The sequence below is a fragment of the Xanthomonas sp. NCPPB 1062 genome, assembly GCF_041481705.2.
Classification (GTDB): Bacteria; Pseudomonadota; Gammaproteobacteria; order Xanthomonadales; family Xanthomonadaceae; genus Xanthomonas; species Xanthomonas euvesicatoria.
The window spans coordinates 2176781-2197530 of sequence record NZ_CM192987.1; the positions used below are offsets into that span (position 1 = coordinate 2176781).

Annotated in this window: 9 protein-coding genes and 1 pseudogene; all 10 read right to left on the bottom strand. The window is 64.5% G+C overall.

Annotated elements, in window-relative coordinates:
* Positions 1 to 71: 71 nt before the first annotated feature.
* The 10 genes and pseudogenes from ACCQ16_RS09655 to ACCQ16_RS09700 all read right to left on the bottom strand — a co-directional run bounded on the left by ACCQ16_RS09655 (position 72) and on the right by ACCQ16_RS09700 (position 20462).
* Positions 72 to 2321 (bottom strand): methyl-accepting chemotaxis protein, encoded by a 2250-nt coding sequence (locus ACCQ16_RS09655; protein ID WP_029819317.1) that lies wholly within the window; start codon positions 2319 to 2321, stop codon positions 72 to 74.
* A 193-nt stretch (positions 2322 to 2514) separates the two neighbouring features.
* Positions 2515 to 2806, bottom strand: a pseudogene (locus tag ACCQ16_RS09660) (hypothetical protein).
* A gap of 156 nt (positions 2807 to 2962) precedes the next feature.
* Positions 2963 to 5074: a methyl-accepting chemotaxis protein gene (locus ACCQ16_RS09665; RefSeq protein ID WP_277573129.1), complete on the bottom strand. Its 2112-nt coding sequence runs from the start codon at positions 5072 to 5074 to the stop codon at positions 2963 to 2965.
* Between the two features lie 579 nt (positions 5075 to 5653).
* Positions 5654 to 7912, bottom strand: a complete 2259-nt coding sequence (locus ACCQ16_RS09670) for a methyl-accepting chemotaxis protein (RefSeq protein ID WP_277573128.1) — start codon at positions 7910 to 7912, stop codon at positions 5654 to 5656.
* 499 nt (positions 7913 to 8411) lie between these two features.
* Complete coding sequence (locus ACCQ16_RS09675) at positions 8412 to 10670, bottom strand: methyl-accepting chemotaxis protein (RefSeq protein ID WP_057680735.1); 2259 nt, start codon at positions 10668 to 10670, stop codon at positions 8412 to 8414.
* A gap of 221 nt (positions 10671 to 10891) precedes the next feature.
* A complete protein-coding gene (locus tag ACCQ16_RS09680; protein ID WP_277573127.1) occupies positions 10892 to 13264 on the bottom strand; it encodes a methyl-accepting chemotaxis protein in 2373 nt (790 codons plus the stop codon).
* A 13-nt stretch (positions 13265 to 13277) separates the two neighbouring features.
* On the bottom strand, positions 13278 to 14039 hold the full coding sequence (locus tag ACCQ16_RS09685) for a transporter (protein ID WP_008577050.1): 762 nt from the start codon (positions 14037 to 14039) through the stop codon (positions 13278 to 13280).
* 300 nt (positions 14040 to 14339) lie between these two features.
* Positions 14340 to 17129 (bottom strand): methyl-accepting chemotaxis protein, encoded by a 2790-nt coding sequence (locus ACCQ16_RS09690; protein ID WP_218551228.1) that lies wholly within the window; start codon positions 17127 to 17129, stop codon positions 14340 to 14342.
* Between the two features lie 66 nt (positions 17130 to 17195).
* Entirely contained in the window at positions 17196 to 19373 is a 2178-nt protein-coding gene (locus ACCQ16_RS09695; protein ID WP_277573126.1) for a methyl-accepting chemotaxis protein, read from the bottom strand.
* 555 nt (positions 19374 to 19928) lie between these two features.
* Entirely contained in the window at positions 19929 to 20462 is a 534-nt protein-coding gene (locus ACCQ16_RS09700; protein ID WP_008577780.1) for a hypothetical protein, read from the bottom strand.
* Positions 20463 to 20750: the final 288 nt, after the last annotated feature.

Sequence of the window (20750 nt, forward strand, 5' to 3'; positions counted from 1 at the left end):
ACGACGTGTACGCCTTTAACGGGTCGGCAGCGCTGCCGACCCGTCCGGTTCAGTCAGTGCTGGCGATCTGTTCAGAACTCCTGCCAGCTGCTGTCGTTGCTGGGCGCAGCGACGACGGCGCGCAGCGTGGCGGCAGGAGCGCGGCCGGCTGCCGCCGCCCTGGCCGAAAGCGCGGGCGCTGCTGCCGGGCGTCGTGAGGCTGCACGCGATGCCTGCGATGCATCACTGCTGTCGGTCTTGAAGACCGCCACGGCCTCGGTCAATCCGAGCGCCTGTTCTTCCAGCGCGCGTGCGGCGGCAGTGGCTTCTTCCACCAGCGCGGCGTTCTGCTGGGTGGTTTCGTCCATCTGGGTGACCGTCTGGTTGACCTGCTCGATGCCCGACGACTGCTCCTGCGAGGCCGCGGAGATCTCGCCCATGATGTCGGTGACGCGCTGCACGCTGGTCACGATTTCGGCCATGGTGGTGCCGGCGCTGTGCACCAGCAGCGAGCCTTCGGCCACGCGCTGCACCGAATCGTCGATCAGGCTCTTGATCTCCTTGGCCGCTGCGGTGGAGCGCTGCGCAAGCGTACGCACTTCGCTGGCCACCACGGCAAAGCCGCGGCCTTGTTCGCCGGCGCGCGCCGCCTCCACCGCGGCGTTGAGCGCCAGGATGTTGGTCTGGAACGAGATGCCATCGATGACGCTGATGATGTCGGCGATCTTCCTGGACGAAGACTCGATTCCGCTCATCGTCTCGACCACCTTGCTGGCGATCTGCCCGCCTTGCGCTGCAACGCGGGCGGCGCCGATGGCAAGCTGGTTGGCCTGGCGTGCGCTTTCGGCATTCTGCTTGACGGTGGAGGTGAGCTCTTCCATCGAGGCAGCGGTTTCTTCCAGGTTGGCGGCCTGTTGTTCGGTGCGCTGGGACAGGTCCTGGTTGCCGGCGGCGATTTCGCCGGTGGCTGCGCTGATGTTGCCGGCCGCGCCCTGGATCCGCACCACGATGCGCGTGAGCTGCTCGGTGGTGGCGTTGGCGTCGTCGCGCATCTTGGCGAATACACCGTGGAAGTTGCCGTGCATGCGGGCGGTGAGATCGCCGGCGGCGATCGACTGCAACACCGACGACAAGGTGACCAGGCTGGTGTCGCTGACCTCCATCATCGCGTTGAGGTCCTGCACCATGCGCAGGAAATCGTGCTCGAACCGCTGCGCATCGCCGCGTGCGCTGAAGTCGCCGGCCGCAGCCGCGCTGGCCAGGCGCTTGATCTCGGTATTGATCGCCAGCAGGCTGGCCTTGGCAGCATCCATCGATTCGTGCAGCACCGCGCGGCTGCCCGGCAGGCGCCGTGCATCGCGGCGCAGATCGCCGCGGGCGTATTCGTTGAGCACTTCGATGGCATCGACGATGGCGTCCAGGTGCTCGAACATCATCGTGTTGATGCCCTTGCTCAGCTCGCCGTACACGCCGGGGAAGTCCTGCGGCATGCGGTGCGTCATGTCCTTGTCGGCGTGCAGCGCGATCATCCGCGTGGTTTCGCCGGAGAAACGCTGCAACTGCGTCTGCATCCTGGCCATGGCGCTGAGCAGCCGGCCGGGCTCGTCGGTGGCGGTGGTGTGCACGTCGCTGTCCAGGCGACCTTCGGCGATGGCCTCGGCGGCACGGGTGGCACGGCTCAACGGCTGGGTCAGGCTGCGGGTGATCCACCAGGCCAGCAGGCTGCTGACCAAGATCACCGCAAGGCCGCCGGCGATCAGCAATGCCCGGCCACGATCCATCGCGGTGTTTGCATCGGCATAGGCCGCCGCGCCACGGCTGCGCTGGCGTGCGGCATATGCATTGAGCGCGTCCTGCCATTGCTGGTTTGCCGGTGCGGCCTGCTGCATCAGCGCCCTGAGCGCCTGGTCGGGCTTGCCGTTCATGCCTAGGTCCAGCACCTGCTGATTGGCGACACGCGCCTTTTCGCGGGCAAGATCGATTTGCCGACGCATTGCCGCACCATTGGCGTCGGACGGCGGGATGGCGTACAGCTTGTCGTGGATGTCGCTGTAGTACTGCCGCTGCTGCTCGACGATTTTTGCGAAGCCGATGTTCTCTTCCTGCGTGGTCGGCAGCACGATGTTGCGCAGGTTGACTGCAATGTCCGCACTGGCGCTGCGCATCTCGCCGACATATTCCAGGATCGTCATGTTGCGCTTGACGATCGAATCCATGCGCCCGCGCGCTTGCGCCAAGGTCATCAGGCCCGCGACCACCAGGCCGCAGGACAACAGGATCAGAAAGCCGAACGCTGCGGAAAGGCGGGTACCGACGTTATAGCGTTGGAGAAAGCCGATCATGAAACATACCTGCCGGGAAGGAGGAGAGGGAGGCGCTTGGAGGCAACGGCGGCGGCCTCGCGATCACGGTCGGCACCCGCTGCAAGCTAGGTCGGCCGCACGACGCCTGGCGCTGGCGCTGCTGGCGCGCGTCGGCTCCGTCCCGATTGCAGGGCAGGTAGCGGCGACCTGGTCGTATACTTGAGCTCGCTATTTAGCGTTTGTTATAGCTGGCATCGTTCACGGAAGCGGGCAGCGACGCTTGCCGATGCAAGGCCTGCCGGGCGAGGTGCAGCGGCGATGAACGCGCGCGAAGGGAAGGGCGCTCGACATGCACGCCGGTCGGGGCGCCAATGCCACCTTGCGGCTGATGTTCCAGTGGGTCTTTGGGAAGCGACCGATCAGAAAGGGTCAAATCAGCCGACGCGTGCCGGCTGCAGGCGCGTGTCGCCCTGGCGGTTCGCGCTGGCAGTCGACGCCCTCCAGGGCGCAGCAGTCTGGCCCATCGCCAGCGGCGCCCATCAATGCAATGAGGGCCCGAGCCAGCGCATGCGGGTTGCATATGCTGGCTCGGGCCCTGCGTGTTGCAACGACTGATGTGTGGAGCGGCTGCCTGGCGCACGGCATCAGTGAGCACTCCCACCGACGCCAGTGCGTGCTGATCAGAACTCCTGCCAGCTGGTGTCGACGGTCGTCGATGCAGCAACTGCGCGCGGCTTGGCGGCAGCGCTGCCGCCGATCGAGGTCAGCTTGGCGCGCACGGCCGGCGCCGCCTTGGCGACGGATGCCGTGCGGACCGTGCTGGTGGTGCCTTGCTCGGTCTTGAAGACCGCCACGGCCTCGGTCAATCCGACCGCCTGTTCTTCCAGCGAGCGCGCGGCGGCAGTGGCTTCTTCCACCAGCGCGGCGTTCTGTTGGGTGGTTTCGTCCATCTGGGTGACGGTCTGGTTGACCTGTTCGATGCCGGCCGACTGTTCCTGCGAGGCGGCAGAGATCTCGCCCATGATGTCGGTGACCCGCTGCACGCTGGTCACCAGCTCGCCCATGGTCCTGCCAGCGGTATTGACCAGCACCGAACCGGCGGCCACACGTTCGACCGAGTCGGCGATCAGGTCCTTGATCTCCTTGGCGGCGCCGGAAGAGCGCTGCGCCAGCGTGCGCACTTCGGAAGCCACCACGGCGAAGCCGCGGCCTTGCTCGCCGGCACGTGCCGCTTCCACCGCCGCGTTCAAGGCCAGGATATTGGTCTGGAAGGCGATGCCGTCGATGACGGAGATGATATCGGCGATCTTCTTGGACGAGGCCTCGATGCCGGCCATGGTTTCGACCACCTGGCCGGCGATCTCACCGCCCTGGGTGGCCACGCTGGCCGCGCCGATGGCGAGCTGGTTGGCCTGGCGTGCGCTTTCGGCGTTCTGCTTGACGGTGGAGGTGAGCTCTTCCATCGAGGCGGCCGTTTCTTCCAGGCTGGCAGCCTGCTGTTCGGTACGCTGCGACAGGTCGCTGTTGCCGGCAGCGATCTCGCTGGCAGCGGCCTTGATCGAGATGGCCGACGCCTTGATGCCGGTGACGATTTCGGCCAGCTGCACGGCGGTGGCATTGGCATCGTCGCGCATCTGTGCAAACACGCCATGGAACTCGCCGCTCATGCGGGCGGTGAGGTCACCGGCAGCGATCGACTGCAACAAGCCCGAGAGGGATTGCAGGTTGCCGTCGGCAGTGGCCATCAAGGTGTTGAGGCTTTCCACCATCACCCGGAAGTCGTGCTGGAAATTCTCGGCATCGCCGCGGGCGCTGAAGTCGCCATTGGCGGCGCATTGGGAAAGGTGCTTGATGGCGTGATTGACCGAAGACAGGTTGCCCTTGACCTTGGCCATGGTGTCGCTGAGCACGGCCTTGTCGCCGGGCAGGGCTTCCATGTCTTCGCGCAGGTCGCCGACAGCGTATTGGCCCATGATCTGCGCCAACCGCATCATCACGGCCACATGCGAGGCGGCCAGGTCGTTGTTGCCGCGCACGATGGTGGCGTAGTCGCCAGGAAACGCTGCTTCGTCCAGGCGGAAGTTCAGCTCGCCCTGATCGTGCCGGCGCTTCATTTCCTGCTGGCCGTGCAAGACCTTCTGCAACTGCTGCTGCATCTTGCTCATGCTGGCGAGCAGGCGACCAGTCTCGTCGGTGCCGCTGCTGTCCACGCTGATGGACACGTTGCCGGCGGCAATCGAATCGGCCACGTGCGAGGCCTCACCCAGGCGATTGATCAGGCGACGACGGATCAGCCAGCCGCTGGCCAGCGCCACCAGCACCGCGACGCCGCTGCCGATGATCATCGACCAACGGCTGCTGGCCTTGGCGGCCTTCAAGGTTGCGCTGCGCTTGACCAGCAATTCGTTTTCCTGCGCTTCGAAGTCGACCAGCAGCTGACGGATCTGCCCCATCGCCACGCGCTCATGGCCGGCCTTGAATTGCGTCAGCAATGCGGACAGCTCTGTATCGCTGCTTTTGCCACGCAGCGCGATCAGGTTGTCCTCAAAGCCCATGAACTGCTCATACGCCGCATGCAGGCGCTGCAGGCGTTCCTGCTGAACCGGGTTGTCGGCGGTCAAGGTCTTGGCGTTGGTGAATTCCTGTTCGAACTGCACCTTGCCGTTGTTGTACGGCGTGAGATGCGTTTCCTGCCCGGACAGCAAAAAGCCGCGCGCGCCCGTCTCGATGTTGACCGTGGCAATGGACATGGCGCGGCCGGTGCCGATGACCTGATAGGTGTGGTCGTTCATGGCCACCGCGTCCGACAGCTGGGACTGCCCACGTAGCCCTACCGTTGCGACGATCAAGAGCACAAGAACAACTGTGCCGAACCCAGTGCCAGTTGTGTCGAAAGACTTAGCTGTTTCATCGAATGTGCCTTGAGCTGGTGACAATCTGAGTAGTGGGGAGCCATCCGTTCGGCCCCCCGCGATCGGCCGTGTGGTGGCATAGTGCAGTGAGGCGTTTTCGCGCTCGCAGGCGTGCCTCGTTGCTGACATAGCTAGCGGCGCAACCACGCTCGACTGAAGGGCGTCGTCACAAATTAATCACACGGTTTCGATGGCATTTATGTTCGAAAAAACCGGGACTCTGCCGATGCGGGCTGTTGGCGATGGCACCCCGGTCTGATCAAGCGCATGCAAAGCCGGGACGGGGCGTCAGTGCAGGCGCCACCGGAGGTTTTTTTGCGTGTGCGCAAGACCCATGCGGCCGTGCTGCCGCGACGCATGTGATGCCCGGCAATGCGCCTGGCGCCAGAAACACTGCCCATAAAAAAACACCGCGCTCGCCAGCGAGCGCGGTGTCCAGGTGCAGCCCCTGGGCCAGTATTAGAACTCGGCCCAATTGGACGCGTCGTTTGCGACCGACGCGACGGCGGCGCGTGCCGTCGGGCGTGCGACAGGCGGCTTGATTGCAGGCTTGCTCACCGCAACCGGACGCTTGGCGGCAATCTGGCGCACCGCCGGCGCGGTGCGGGTTACCGTTTCCATGTCCGCCGACAGACGGAACAGTGCCACCGCTTCGGTCAGTTGCTGGGCTTGTTCTTCCATTGCGCGTGCTGCAGCGGTGGCTTCTTCCACCAGCGCGGCGTTCTGCTGGGTGGTTTCGTCCATGCTGGTCACGGTCTGGTTGACCTGCTCGATCCCGGCCGACTGCTCCTGCGAGGCCGCGGAAATCTCGCCCATGATGTCGGTGACGCGCTGCACGCTGGCCACGATCTCGCCCATGGTGGTGCCGGCGCTGTGTACCAGTACCGAGCCTTCGGCCACCCGCTGCACGGAGTCGTCGATCAGGTCCTTGATCTCCTTCGCCGCGCCCGAAGAGCGCTGCGCCAGGGTGCGCACTTCCGAAGCCACGACCGCAAAGCCACGGCCCTGTTCGCCGGCGCGTGCGGCTTCCACTGCCGCGTTCAAGGCCAGGATATTGGTCTGGAACGCGATGCCGTCGATGACGGAAATGATGTCGGCGATCTTCTTGGACGAGGCTTCGATCCCGCTCATGGTGCCGACCACCTTGCTGACGATCTCGCCGCCCTGCGAGGCCACGCTGGCCGCGCCGATGGCGAGCTGGTTGGCCTGGCGTGCGCTTTCGGCGTTCTGCTTGACGGTGGAGGTGAGCTCTTCCATCGAGGCAGCGGTTTCTTCCAGGTTGGCAGCCTGCTGCTCGGTGCGCTGCGACAGGTCCTGATTGCCGGCGGCGATTTCGCTTGCCGCACCCCTGATCGACGTGGCCGAGGCCTTGATGCCGCTGACGATCTCGGCCAGCTGCGTGGCGGTGGCATTGGCATCGTCGCGCATCTGCGCGAACACGCCGTGGAATTCACCGCTCATGCGGGCGGTGAGGTCGCCGGCAGCGATCGACTGCAACAAGCCAGAGAGCGATTGCAGGTTGCCGTCGGCGGTAGCCATCAAGGTGTTGAGGCTGTCCACCATCACGCGGAAGTCGTACTGGAACCGCTCTGCATCGCCGCGGGCACTGAAGTCGCCATTGGCCGCCGATGTCGCCAGGTGCTTGATTTCATGGTTCATCGCCGACAGGTTGGATTTGACCTGCGCCATGGTGTCGGTGAGCACGGCCTTTTCGCCGGGCAGCTTGTCCATGTCCTCGCTGAGATCGCCGATCGCGTAGCGGCCCATGATCTGCGCAAGCTTCAACTTCACCGCGATATGCGATGCGACCAGATTGTTGGTATCGCTGGCCATGCGTCCGTATTCGCCTGGGAACGCCTCGGCATCGATGCGGAAGCTGATCTGGCCTTCATCATGGCGACGGGCCATGTCGGTCTGCGCGCTGAGCAGATTGCGCAACTGCTGTTGCATCTTGCTCATCGCCTTGAGCAGGCGCCCGGCCTCGTCGTTGAACTGGGTGTCCACGTCGTTGTCCAGCTGGCCGCCGGCGATGGATTCGGCGGCGCGGGTCGCGCGGCTCAGCGGCTGGGTCAGGCTACGGGTGATCAGCACGCCCAGCGCGCCGCTCAGCAGCACGACCAGCAGCGAGCCGCCGATCAGCAGCTTGCGCGAGTCGTCCATGGACTTGAATGCGACAGCCGATGCATCGGCTGCCTGCTTTTCCTGCAGGGCAATGTTTTCGGCAATTTTGTCCTGCCAGACCTGCATGGCGGGCGCCGCCTTGTTCAGCAGAAAGGGAAGTGCTTCGTCGCTGTGACCGGTCATCACCAGATCCATGACCTTGTCATTCAAACCCTTGACTTCGGCGCGGCGGGCGTCGATCTCCGTACGCAGGATCTTGCCTTGCTCCGAGGCCGGCATGGCATACAACGCTTCGCGCGCCTTGGTGTAGTCGGCACGCGCAGACTGGATCTTGGCAACGAACTGGCGATTCTCTTCATCGCTGGTAGGCAATACCAGATTGCGCAGCTGCGTGCCGATAATGAAATTGGCGTTCATCATGTCGTTGGACAGGCGAATCTTCGCCATGTTCTGGTTCACGATGCCGTCGACCAAAGCACGTGCTGACGTCAATCCGCGATAACCGATCAAGGCGATCAGGCCCGACAGCACAATCAGCACAGCGAAGGCGGCCGCTAGACGTGGGCCGACGTTGTAACGTTGAAGAAGTGAGGTCATGACAAGGTTCCTGGCAAGCGTTGCGCGATAAAAGCGAGCGATGCAGAAACGCCAGTCGAGTGCAATCTGACGTCTCGCTATGCCCAATAACGGCGCCTGAGGGTATCTACTGAATACCTCGATATCAAAAAAAATATAACTCAAGTTAGGCTTGTGAAATAAATTTTTATTCTGTCGGAGTTTTCCCGTGGATTATGGTCGGCAATGCGGGCTCTACAGTATAAATTTAATTCAAATATAAAATTTATCTAAAATTATATTGAATCGTACTGAAGAGTCTGTTTTCGAGTGTGCGCCAAAATGAAAGCCGCGCTTTTTGAGGGCGCGGCTTCGATAACAGTTACCTTTCCAAGGCCATGCGGCTGATTGAATGGCCGTACAACATGGCGAATAGTCCTGCGCTCGGAGACAGACTTCAGGATCCGCATACCTACGTGGTACTTGCCAAACCCGGCACCGGTCGCGCCCACCTGGCGGTGAGCGCAGCCGTCTCGCGCGCTTAGAACTCGGACCAGTCGGATTCGTTGGACGGTGCCATTGCCACTGCGGCGCGGCCTGTCGGGCGCGCGGCGTGCGGCTTGGTGGCAGGCGTGCTGGCCGCCACCGGGCGCTTGGCGGCGATCTGGCGTACCACCGGCGTTGCGCGGGTGACCGCTTCCAGTTCGGCCGAGAGGCGGAACAGCGCTACCGCTTCGGTGAGTTGCTGCGCCTGCTCTTCCATCGAGCGTGCAGCGGCGGTGGCTTCTTCCACCAACGCGGCGTTTTGCTGGGTGGCCTCGTCCATGTGGGTGACGGTTTGGTTGACCTGCTCGATGCCGGCCGACTGCTCCTGCGAGGCGGCAGAGATTTCGCTCATGATGTCGGTGACACGCTGCACCGAAGAAACGATCTCGGCCATGGTGCTGCCGGCCTGATTCACCAGTGCCGAGCCTTCGGCCACCTTGCTGACCGAGTCGTCGATCAGGCCCTTGATCTCCTTCGCTGCACCGGCCGAACGCTGCGCCAGCGTGCGTACTTCCGAGGCCACCACGGCAAAGCCACGGCCCTGCTCGCCGGCACGCGCCGCTTCCACCGCGGCATTCAAGGCCAGGATGTTGGTCTGGAACGCGATGCCGTCGATGACGCTGATGATTTCGGCAATCTTCTTGGACGAGGTTTCGATGCCGGACATGGTGGTGACCACCTGGCCGACCACGTTGCCGCCGTGCGATGCCACGCCTGCCGCGCCGATGGCCAGCTGGTTGGCCTGACGCGCGTGCTCGGCGTTCTGCTTGACGGTGGAGGTGAGCTCTTCCATCGAAGCGGCGGTTTCTTCCAGGTTGGCCGCCTGCTGCTCGGTGCGTTGCGACAGGTCGTTGTTGCCGGCGGCAATCTCGCCGGCGGCCGTGTTGATCGCCAGGGTGGAGTGCTTGATGCGGCCCACGATGTCGGTCAGGCGCTGGGTGGTCGCGTTGGCGTCGTCGCGCAGCCGTGCGAACACGCCGTGGAATTGCCCGTCCATGCGCGCGGTCAGGTCGCCCTCGGCCACGGCGCCGAGCAGCTGCGACAGCTTGCCCAGGTTGCGGTCGCTGACTTCCATCATCGAGTTCAGATCCGACACCATCACGGCGAAGTCGTACTTGAAGCGCTGCGCATCGCCACGCGCACTGAAATCGCCGGAGGCGGCCGCCTGCGCCAGGTGCTTGATCTCGGTGTTGATCGACAACAAGCTGGCCTTGGCCGCATCCATCGCTTCATGCAGCACCGCGCGGCTGGCCGGCAGGCGACGCGCATCTTCGCTCAGGTCGCCCTGGGCATATTGATTGAGGATGCGCACCGCATCGATGATGGCGTCGAGATGCTCGAAGATCATCGTGTTGATGCCGGTGGCAAGGTTGCCGTACACGCCGGGGAAATCTTCCGGCATGCGGTGGGTGATGTCTTCGGCAGCATGCAGGTGCGACATGCGCGCGGTTTCGTCGGAGAAACGGCGCAGCATCTGGGTCATGCCACCGGTGGCTTCCAGCATCTGGCCGATCTCGTCCTTGCTGGTCTTGCCGACCTGCACGCCCAGATCGCCGCGCGAGACCGCCTGGATGGCGCCCAGCGCCTTGGCAAGCGGGCTGGTGATGCTGCGCGCGATCAACCAACCGAAGGTCACCGACAGGGCGGCCATCAGCAAGGTGCCGATCAGCAGCACGGCGCTGGTCAGCTTGAACGAGCTGGCGCTGGCAGTCACCATGTCGCCCAGCGCCTTGGACTGCTGTGCATACAGCTTGTCCACCGAGGCGAACAGTTCCTTGCGGATCTCGCCCGATTGCTTGCGCGAGAACTCCATCGCAGCGGCGCGGTCGGGCTCTGCATAGAGCTTGCGCAGCTGCTGGTTGGCGGCGAAATAGCGGGCGCTGGCATCGGTGAGCCTGGCGTACTCGGCCTTCAACGGCGAGGCCGCATCGATCTTGGCGTCCAGCTGCTTCTGGGTGTCGGCGTACTTGGCCTGGATTTCATCCATGCGCTTGAAGAAATACGCGTAGCGCTCCGGGTCTTCCAGGTTGAGGAACTGGCCCACTTCGTAGACGCGGAATTCGCCGGCAAAACCGCGCAACTCGGACAGGCGGCTCAACACCGGCACCACGTCCTGGTTGATCAAGGTGGTTTCGCTCTGCATCTGCTTCATGCGCGAAAAGCCCAAACCGCCCAGTAATGCGGTGAGCACGGCACTCAGACAGAAGGCAAACATGAGTTTGCGGCGGATTGGCCAGTCGTTGAACTTATTCATCACTTGCTCCGGAACATTGCCTAGTGGCGTTATCCAGCAAGCTAACGGCTGAAACCCCAACTTCTTTAGTTGTGAAGTATTAACGGGCAGGCAAGCGCCTGCCGATTACGCGAAAACGCCGCAATACAGCAGTCGCGGCGATGTGGCCGAGTCGCAGGGCCGCTAAACAGCGCTCTGCGTCACGGCGCCAGATCCGGGCCGCCGTCGCGCACCGGTCTTGCTCAGAAGTCCTGCCACTGGCTCTCGTTGCCGGCGGTGGCGGCGGACGCGTTCACTGCCGGCTTGCGAGCGCTCGGCGCACGCGTGCTGGGCTTGCTTGCCCGGGCAACGGCGACCACGGTGGGCGTTGTGGCCAGAGGCATTGCAGCCTGCGCCTGCGGCGCATCGGCCAGGGTAAAGCGCGACACTGCGTGCGCCAGCTGGCTGGCCTGGTCCTCCATGGTGCGCGCAGCGGCAGTGGCTTCTTCCACCAATGCGGCGTTCTGCTGGGTCGCCTCATCCATCTGGGTGATGGTGAGATTGACCTGCTCGATGCCCGACGACTGTTCCTGCGACGCGGCAGCGATCTCGCCCATGATGTCGGTGACGCGCTGCACGCTGGCGACGATATCGGCCATGGTGGTGCCGGCCTGATGGACCAGCTGCGAGCCCTCGGCGACCTTGCTCACCGAATCGTCGATCAGATGTTTGATCTCTTTCGCGGCACCGGCCGACCGCTGCGCCAGCGTGCGCACCTCGGAGGCGACCACTGCGAAACCGCGGCCCTGCTCGCCGGCGCGCGCCGCTTCCACGGCGGCGTTGAGCGCCAGGATGTTGGTCTGGAACGCGATGCCGTCGATCACGCTGATGATCTCGGCAATCTTTTTCGATGAGACTTCGATGCCGGACATGGTGGTGACCACCTGGGCCACCACCGCGCCGCCCTGCGAAGCCACACCAGCCGCACCGATCGCCAACTGGTTGGCCTGGCGTGCGCTTTCAGCATTCTGTTTGACGGTGGAGGTGAGCTCTTCCATCGAGGCGGCAGTCTCTTCCAGATTGGCCGCTTGTTGTTCGGTGCGCTGCGACAGGTCGTTGTTGCCGGCGGCAATTTCGCTGGAGGCGGTATGAATGCTGCCGGCGGCCTGCTGGATACGCCCGATCACCAGCGCCAGTTGCTCGGCGGTGGTATTGGCGTCGTCGCGCATCGTGGCGAAAACGCCATGGAACTGGCCCTGCATGCGCGCACTCAGGTCGCCGTCGGCCAGCGCGCTGAGCAGGCGCGACACTTCGGCGATGCTGACCGCGTTGGCATCGAGCAAGGCATTGAGCTGTTGCGCCAGTTGCAGGAAAAAGCCTTGTTTCCCGGTACTGTCGATGCGCTTGGATAGATCGCCGGCAGCGGCGCTACGCACCACGTCGGCAACGTCGATTTCCACGCGCGCCTCGGCCGTGCGGTCGCGCCACTCGCAGACAAAGCCCAGATGCGCGCCGGCCTCGTCGCGAATTGCCGAAACGTTCTGAGCGATGCAGGCGCTGCGGTACTGCACCTCGCGCTGGGCAGCGCCCTGGCGGTCCAGGCGCTGATAGATCTCCGCGTCCTGTGCGTTGCCCACTTCCAGCAGCGAGACCGGTTGGCCGACCAGGTTGGCGGTGCGATTGAACGCGGGCGCGCAGGCCTGGATATCGTCTGCGTAGGTGTGCAGCAGGTTTTGCAGCGCACTATTGGCGTAGATGATGGTGAGGTCCGGGTCGGCGATGTACATGCCGGTGGAAGCGTTATCCAGTGCGGTGCGGATGCGCAGGTTTTCGGCTGCGATGCTACGCTCGCGCTCCAGGCGCTCGCGCAGGTCGCGCTGCATGCGCGCCAATGCGGCCATCAGGCTGCGCGAGTGCTTTGCGGCGACCGGGATCGGTTGGTCCAGGCGGCCTTCGGCGATGTGTTGCGCGGCCGCCATGGCCAGTTGCGGCTCGCCGCCAAGCAGGCCGAATACCGAGCGCAGAATCCAGCCGGCCGCCAGCGCCAGGCACACCAATGCCAGCACCACGGCGCTACCCTGCTGCCACATCACGCGGTGGCTGTATTGCTCGGCCTGGCGGCGACTGGCCTCGTTCAAGGCCAGGATGCGCTCGCTGATGGTGCCCATGCGGGTTTCAAGCTGGCCGAACTTGTCGTTGAAATCCGCGTAGGGCGCTGCGCTGTCCGCATGCGTTTCGGCCATCTTCACCACCTGGTCGGCGGATGCGATATAGGCCTGCAGTGCCGGCGTCACCGCGTCCAGATCGGCGCGCAATGCGGGGGCCAGCGGCAGTTTGCGGTTGGCTGCCAGCGACTGGCGGAATTCGCCGGCGTGTTCGCCCAATGCGCTGCGCGCGGCCGACACGGCTTTATCGTCTTTCGTGGAGGCAGCAAGCAACGCTGCGGTGACATCGCCGCGCAGGGCGTCGTGCATCATGTCCGCCTGCATATGGTTGCGCAGCGCATCGGAGGAGATGACCTGTGCGGCAATCGCATCGAGCAGGCCGCGTTGGCCGTTATAGCCCACGCCACCCAAGGCGAGCAGGGCCAATGCGGCCACCAGCACCAGGACGCCCAGCATGTGCATGATCTTCATGGTGCAACCCGTGTCAGAAGCGGAAAGACAGGCCCACGCCGAGCGCGTGATCCGGTGAGCGGTCGTTGAGTCCGCGGCTGTAGACAGCGTCCAGTTGGACGTCGTTGCTCAGCAGCCAGGCCGAGCCGACATCGAGCAGGGCCACGGTGCCGCCATCGTCGCTGTTGGCGATCTGCGGCAACGCCACTTCGACGAACGAGCGCACGCGGTCGTTCCAGGCCTTGCCCAGAACGGCACCGAAGATGCCGGCGGTATATCGATTGCCCTGGCCATCGTCGTCCCAGATCACTCCGGGCATCATGCCGGCGGAAATGCTGTCGCTGAGCTCCCATTCGGCCACCAGCCGGAACGAGGGGCGCGCACCATGGCCGCGCAACGCCTGCGCGCCGCTGGGCAGATCCACATGCAGCAACCAGGCCAGCGAAGTCTTGCCATCGTCGGAGCTGGCCAGGTGGTGCTTGATGCCGAGCGAGACGTCGGACATGCCGCTCACCTGCGCATCGCCGGGCAGGTCGATGCGCTGCCAGCCATCGGTTTCCAGCCGCAGTTCCCAGGTCTGGCCCAGGCCGTAGCGCAGTAGGGTGGGTGTGGAATACGCATCCACCGCGTCATCGCGTTCCCACGCGACGCTGGTTTCCACCTGCACGCGGCGGTCGCCGACGGTGAGGCTGGATTCCACGAAATCGGGGCGGTCGGTCGCGATCGGGTCTTCAGCGCGGGCATGACCCATCACACCCAACAGCACAAAACAGCTGGCGATAACAGACGGCTTCATGGCATCCCTTGCGTGGCGACCTGCGGAAACAACTATCCGGATGCATGCGCTGGCTGCGTTGGTCGCGACAGCACGCATGCACTGCTGGACCGGCTGCTGCGGTGTGGCGCAGGCAGTCGATGTCATCCACACTAACGGCAACGCTGCATGATTCTTGATGCGCGTCGGACGATCGGAAGGGGCAGGGCATGCACAGCGCGCCGATGACGCGCCGTGCGGGATGCAGTTGTGGAATGCAAGTAACGCTGCGTGCGTGCGATTACGCTTGTGTTCGCTTGCAATCCACTGCGCGCAGGGCGGTTAGAAATCCTGCCACTGGCTGTCGTGACCGGCAGTGCCGGAGGACTTGCCCACGGAGTGAGGCAGCAGTGTCGCCACGCGCTTGCCGCGGGCGGCTGCCGGCTTGGTGGTGACCACCGCGCGCACCGCTGGTTTGACAGTGGACGCAGCCAGCACGGGCTTGACCGCATGATTGAGCTTGAAGACCGCCACCGCCTCGGTCAGCTGGCCGGCCTGTTCTTCCATCGCACGCGCTGCGGCAGTGGCTTCTTCCACCAGCGCGGCATTCTGCTGCGTGGCTTCATCCATCTGCGTCACGGTGAGGTTGACCTGCTCGATGCCCGACGACTGCTCCTGCGAGGCGGCGGAGATTTCGCCCATGATGTCGGTGACGCGCTGCACGCTGGCGACGATCTCGCTCATGGTGGTGCCGGCCTGATGCACCAGCGACGAGCCCTGTTCCACCTTGCTCACCGAATCGTCGATCAGGTGCTTGATCTCTTTGGCAGCACCGGCCGAACGCTGCGCCAGCGTGCGCACCTCGGAGGCGACCACGGCAAATCCGCGGCCCTGTTCGCCGGCACGCGCCGCTTCCACGGCGGCATTCAAGGCCAGGATATTGGTCTGGAACGCGATCCCGTCGATGACGCTGATGATCTCGGCGATCTTCTTGGACGAGGTCTCGATGCCCGACATGGTGGTGACGACCTGCGCCACCACCGAACCGCCATGCGATGCCACGTCGGCTGCGCCGATGGCCAGCTGGTTGGCCTGACGCGCATGCTCGGCATTCTGTTTGACGGTGGAGGTGAGTTCCTCCATCGAGGCCGCGGTTTCTTCCAGATTGGCGGCCTGTTGTTCGGTGCGCTGGGAAAGATCGTTGTTGCCGGCAGCAATTTCGCTGGCGGCTGCGCTGATCTGCGTGGCCGAGGTCTGAATGCCGGAGACAATGCCGGTGAGCTGCGCCACCGTGGCGTTGGCATCGTCGCGCATGCGGGCGAAGACGCCCTGGAAGTCGCCGTCCATGCGCACGGTGAGGTCGCCTTCGGCCAGCGCACTGAGCAGGCTGGAAATCCGCTCCAGGCTCAGCGAAGTGGTTTCCAGCAGGCCATTGAGCTGGCGGCCGAATTCCAGATAGAACCCATGCTTGTCGTCCAGCGCCAGGCGCTGGCCGAAATCGCCCATCAAGGCGGACTGCACCAGCTCGGCCACTTCCTGTTGGGTGCTGACTTCGGCACTGATATTGCGCCACAGCAGCATGCTGCCGCTACGACGGCCATCGGGGGCATACAGCGGGGTCATGGTCAGATCCAGCGTCACCGGCCCGAAGCGGTAGCGCTCGGTGGTGGTGGACTGCAGCTGCCGCAGACGCTGCGTGCGCGCGGTGCCTTCGCCATCGTTGCCGAACACGTAGTCCATCGGCTTGCCGACCACCGCATCGGCACTGAAGCCGGTCTGGCCCTTGGCATGGAAGGCGGGCTCGCCCTGCTTGAACGAGGTGTGCAGCGCCTGGGTGATGAACACCGCGTTGTGCTGTTCGTCGGCCAGCAGTACTTCCATTTCCGAGTGTTCCAGCGCGGTGCGGATGCGCAGGTTTTCGTTGGCCACCTGTGCATCGCGCTCGATGCGCTCGCGCAGGTCGCTCTGCATGCGTTGCATGGCGCCCATCAGGCGGCCCACTTCGTCCTGGCGCTGCACGGCGATCTGGTTGTCGAGCTTGCCCGAGGCGATCGCATCGGCCACGTGCGCGGCGGCCTCCAGCGGCCGCACCACCTGGCGACGCAGCAGCGCAAACAGCGCCACGCTGAGCACCAGCGCCGAGCCAAGGCCAACGGCAAGGATGGTCCACAGCAAGTGATGCGCCTGCTGCATGATCGTGGCATACGGCACCACCACGCCCAGCGCGAAGCGCTCTTGCGCCTTGCCGATCTGCAGCGGAACGTAGGCGCTGACTGCGCCGTCTGCATCGGGGGTGAAATCCAACGCGTCCTTGCCGGCCTTGATCGCCTCCAGCATGGTGCGGTGGCGTGCGTCGGTGACCTGCTTGCCGATGCGCGTGGTGTCGTGCGATGCCAGCACCACGCCGGCAGGCGAGAGCAGTTCGACATAACCGTCCTGCATCGGGCGCAAGGCGCCAAGGCGCTGCTGCAATGCCGCCAGTGCCACGTCCACGGTGACCGCGCCCAGATACTTGCCGTCCTGCAGGATCGGCGTGGACAAGGTGGTCATCAGCACGGTCTTGCCGCCGATCTTGTAATCGTAGGGTTCGGCCACGGTCTGCCGCAGCAGTGCACGCGGTTTCAGGTTCCAGTCGCCCAGGCCGGGGGTTTCGTAATCGGTGAGCGGCTCGCGGACCAGTGTCTGCTCACTGCGTCCCCAGTAGGTCATGAAGCGGCCGGTGGCGTCGTGGCCCTTGGCATTGGCAAATGCGCTGTCCTTGCCATCGAAGGCCTGCGGCTCCCACAAGGTGCCCATGCCGACCCACTCGGGGTGGTCCAGCAATTGGTCGTGCACCACTGCCGCGGCGCTGTCGCGGCTGATGCCGCCATTGGCGCGTTGCACCAGCAAGGTGGTGGCCAGCGATTGGCCGGTCGTCAACGCCTGGCCAAGCTCGCTGCCGATCTGCTCGGCCTGGTAGCGCGCGGCATTTTGCATCGTGGCCTGCGCAGAGGCGCTCAATGCGCGACTGCTTTGCCAATAGGTGATGGCTGCGGTCAAACCGAAGCACAGCGACGCAATGACTGCCGTACCGAACATCAGGCGGTACGCCAGGCGTCCGCTGAAACGTGAGTGGGTGGAAGGCGAGGTCATGGGCGTAGCCGCGGAAGGAAAAAGGAAAGGGGAGAAGACAACCCCGCCGGAGCGGGGCATGTGCGGTCAGTAGGCGGCCAGCGCAACCCGCGCCGGCGCGCGTGTGCCGGCGTGGCCGAACGTCTTGGAGGTGGCAGCGACGATCCGGAAGCTGGACACCGCCTCATCCAGCTGCTGCGCCTGCTGCTGCATGGCATTGGCCGCTGCGGTGGCTTCTTCCACCAGCGCCGCGTTCTGCTGCGTGCTCTCGTCCATCTGGGTGACGGTGAGGTTGACCTGTTCGATCCCGGCCGACTGTTCCTGCGAGGCGGCAGAAATTTCGCTCATGATGTCGGTGACGCGCTGCACCGAAGAGACGATCTCGGCCATGGTCTTGCCGGCCTGATCCACCAGCAGCGAGCCCTCGGAAACCTTGCCCACCGAATCGTCGATGAGGTGCTTGATCTCTTTGGCCGCGTTGGCCGAGCGCTGGGCCAGCGTGCGTACTTCCGAGGCGACCACCGCAAATCCGCGGCCTTGTTCGCCGGCACGTGCGGCTTCCACCGCGGCATTCAGTGCCAGGATATTGGTCTGGAAGGCGATGCCGTCGATGACGCTGATGATCTCGGCGATCTTCTTGGACGAGGTCTGGATACCGGACATGGTGTCCACCACCTGGCTCACCACCTGGCCGCCCTGCGTGGCCACGCTGGCGGCGCCGATCGCCAACTGGTTGGCCTGGCGTGCGCTTTCGGCATTCTGCTTGACGGTGGAAGTGAGCTCCTCCATCGAGGCGGCGGTTTCTTCCAGATTGGCGGCCTGCTGTTCGGTGCGCTGGGACAGATCGTTGTTGCCTGCGGCGATTTCGCTGGCCGAGCCGGTGATGGAACTGGCGGCCTGCTGGATGCGCCCGACGATGCCGGCCAGTTGGGTGGCCGTGGTGTTGGCGTCGTCGCGCATGCGCGCGAACACGCCATGGTACTGGCCATCCAGGCGCGCAGTGAGGTCGCCTTCGGCCAGGGATGCCAGCAGCTCGGACAGCTTGCCCAGGTTGCGGTCGCTGACCTCCATCATCGCGTTGAGGTCGGTGATCATGCGCGCCGAGTCGTGCTTGAAGCGCGTGGCATCGCCGCGTTGACTGAAGTCGCCGTTAGCCGCGGCCTGGGCCAGGCGTTTGATCTCGGTGTTGATCGCCAGCAGGCTGGCCTTGGCCGCGTCCATCGCTTCGTGCAGCACCGCACGCGTGCCGGGCAGGCGCGCGGCATTGCGCGACAGGTCGCCTTGCGCATACTCGTTGAGGATGCCGATCGCATCGACGATGGCATCCAGGTGCTCGAAGATCATCGTGTTGATGCCGGTGGCCAGTTCGCCGTAGACGCCCGGGAAATTGGTCGGCATGCGGTGGGTGACATCGTCGCCGGCATGCATGTGCACCATCACCTTGGTCTGCGCGGAGAAGCGCTCCAAGGTGTGGACCATCTCGTCGGTGGCCTTGAGCATCTGGCCGATTTCATCGGTGCCGTGTTCGGCTGTACGCACGCTCAGGTCGCCGCGCGCCACGCCCTTGATGGCCGCCAGGGCACGCGACACCGGCTCCAGGATGGAGTTCCCGATCAGCCAGCCCACCAGCAGGTTGATCAGCACCAGGGCGCCACCGGCGAGCGCAACGATGCCGGTGAAAACCAGCGCCTGCGATTGGGTGTCGTCCAGGTACACGCCGGTGCCGATCACCCAGCCCCACGGCTTGTACAGCGCCGCGTACGAGGTTTTTTGCACCGGATCCTTCTGCCCTGGCTTGGCCCAGGTGTAGTCGACATAGCCGCCGCCGGCCTGCGCTGCGGTGACGAATGCTGGAAACACGCGCTTGCCGTCCGGGCTGAGCACATCGCTCAACGGCTTGCCGACCAGGTCCGGGCGGGTGGGGTGCATCAGCATCGTCGGCGTCTGGTCGGTGACGTAGATGTAATCCACACCGCCACGTGCGCGCATGGTCGAAAGGGTATGCAGCGCACTCTTCTTTGCGGTCTCCACGTCGATCTCGCCCTTTTCGGCGCGCTCGGCATAGCCATTGACCACCGCAATCGCCATCTCGATCTGGCTCTTGAGCCCATCGCGGCGCGTATCGGTCAGATCGACGTACTGCATGCGTGCGGCGATCACTGCCAACGCAACGATGCCCAGCGCAACCAGGGCAGTCTGGGCGAAGAACTTGCGCTTGAGCGGTACATTGGCCAGTGTTTTCGCAACCGTGGTCTTCAGCGTCATGGCAGATATCCAGCAAAGGAATGTGACCGGTGTAAGTCGGATAGCGACCTGATTCCGAAAATGTTGAGCCGGACACAACGCAGGTGGCGGCCGATTCGTGGCGGAGTCGACCTGCGAATGGTGTGGCTCTGCTCAGTGCGTTAACGCGCTGGCACGGCGCGTTGCGTGCTCGGCGCGTTGCGTGCTCGGCGCAGTGGCAGCGCGCTGGGCATGACAGCGAACCAGACAGTGCCTGAAAGACATGCTGTCACGCGATCGCCGACGGCGTGGGCACGGTGGCGGTTTGCACTTTCGGCGACCATTGAACGGCTCACAGCTGCCCGGCGAATTCATCAGGCAATGCGGTGACGGCGCTCAGCGTCCTGGCGCAGGCGCTGCGCATGCAGCACCGGGCAGCGCGCACGGTGTGAACGGCACCGGCGGGCGGGCCGGGCGTTTGTGCAGTCGCCGCGCCGATGAACTCAGCCGCACAAGGCGTGATGGTTCAGCGTGAACTGGCGCGTGCTACGCGTGATGTTGCCCGGGCGCTGCGTGGCAAGGTTTGCCTGCAGCGGCTCAGTTGCGCTGCGCAACGTTCACGCTGGCGACCGATTGCTGCAGGCTCTGCAGTTCGGTCCACAAGACGTGGCGGGTATCGCCGCTATGGCCCAGCGACAAGGCTTGTGCGTATTGCAGGTCGCCTTCGTGCAGGGCGCGATTGGCCTGACGGTGCTGTGCCAGGTACTTGCCCAGCTGCTGCTGCACCAGCGCGAATTTGCGTGCCTGTTCGCCCTGCGGCGCGGTGGCCTGGAAGTAGCCGGCATGCCGTGCGATCCGCTGGTGCAGATTGCCCAGACGCTCGTCGTAGGCTTCGATACGCGCCGCATCGTGCCTGGCGGCAAGCTGTGCACGTTGATCGTCGCGCAACTGCGCCAGATCCACCGCCAGCGCCTGCAATGCAGTAACCGGCACATTGTCCAGAAGCACCGAGACCGGCGCTGCCGGGGCGGCGAAGGAGGGCGGCAACGAGACGCCCGCAGCCAGCAGCGCGACGGTGAACACACAGCCCAGCACGGTGCGGGCAGAGCGGTTGGAGTTGGCGGTGTGCATGCGGACGTCCTTCGATCTAGCGCGGGCAATGCGGCCCTCAGTGCTTGTTGTATCGGCCGCACGAGCCTGCGCTTGACCGATTTTCGACCAGCGGCACGCTTGCATGGTCGTCGCAATGACTTCCTTCTCCTGCGGGGAAAGCCGGTGCGCAGCGCCGGATGAAGGCACGCGCACAGCCTCATGCGCCCACCGCAAGCTGTCGACAACGAACGCGACACTGCCTCGGCAGGGTTTCCCCGCCAAAAAAAAGCCCCGACATTGCTGCCGGGGCCTGGGGACCACCTGCCG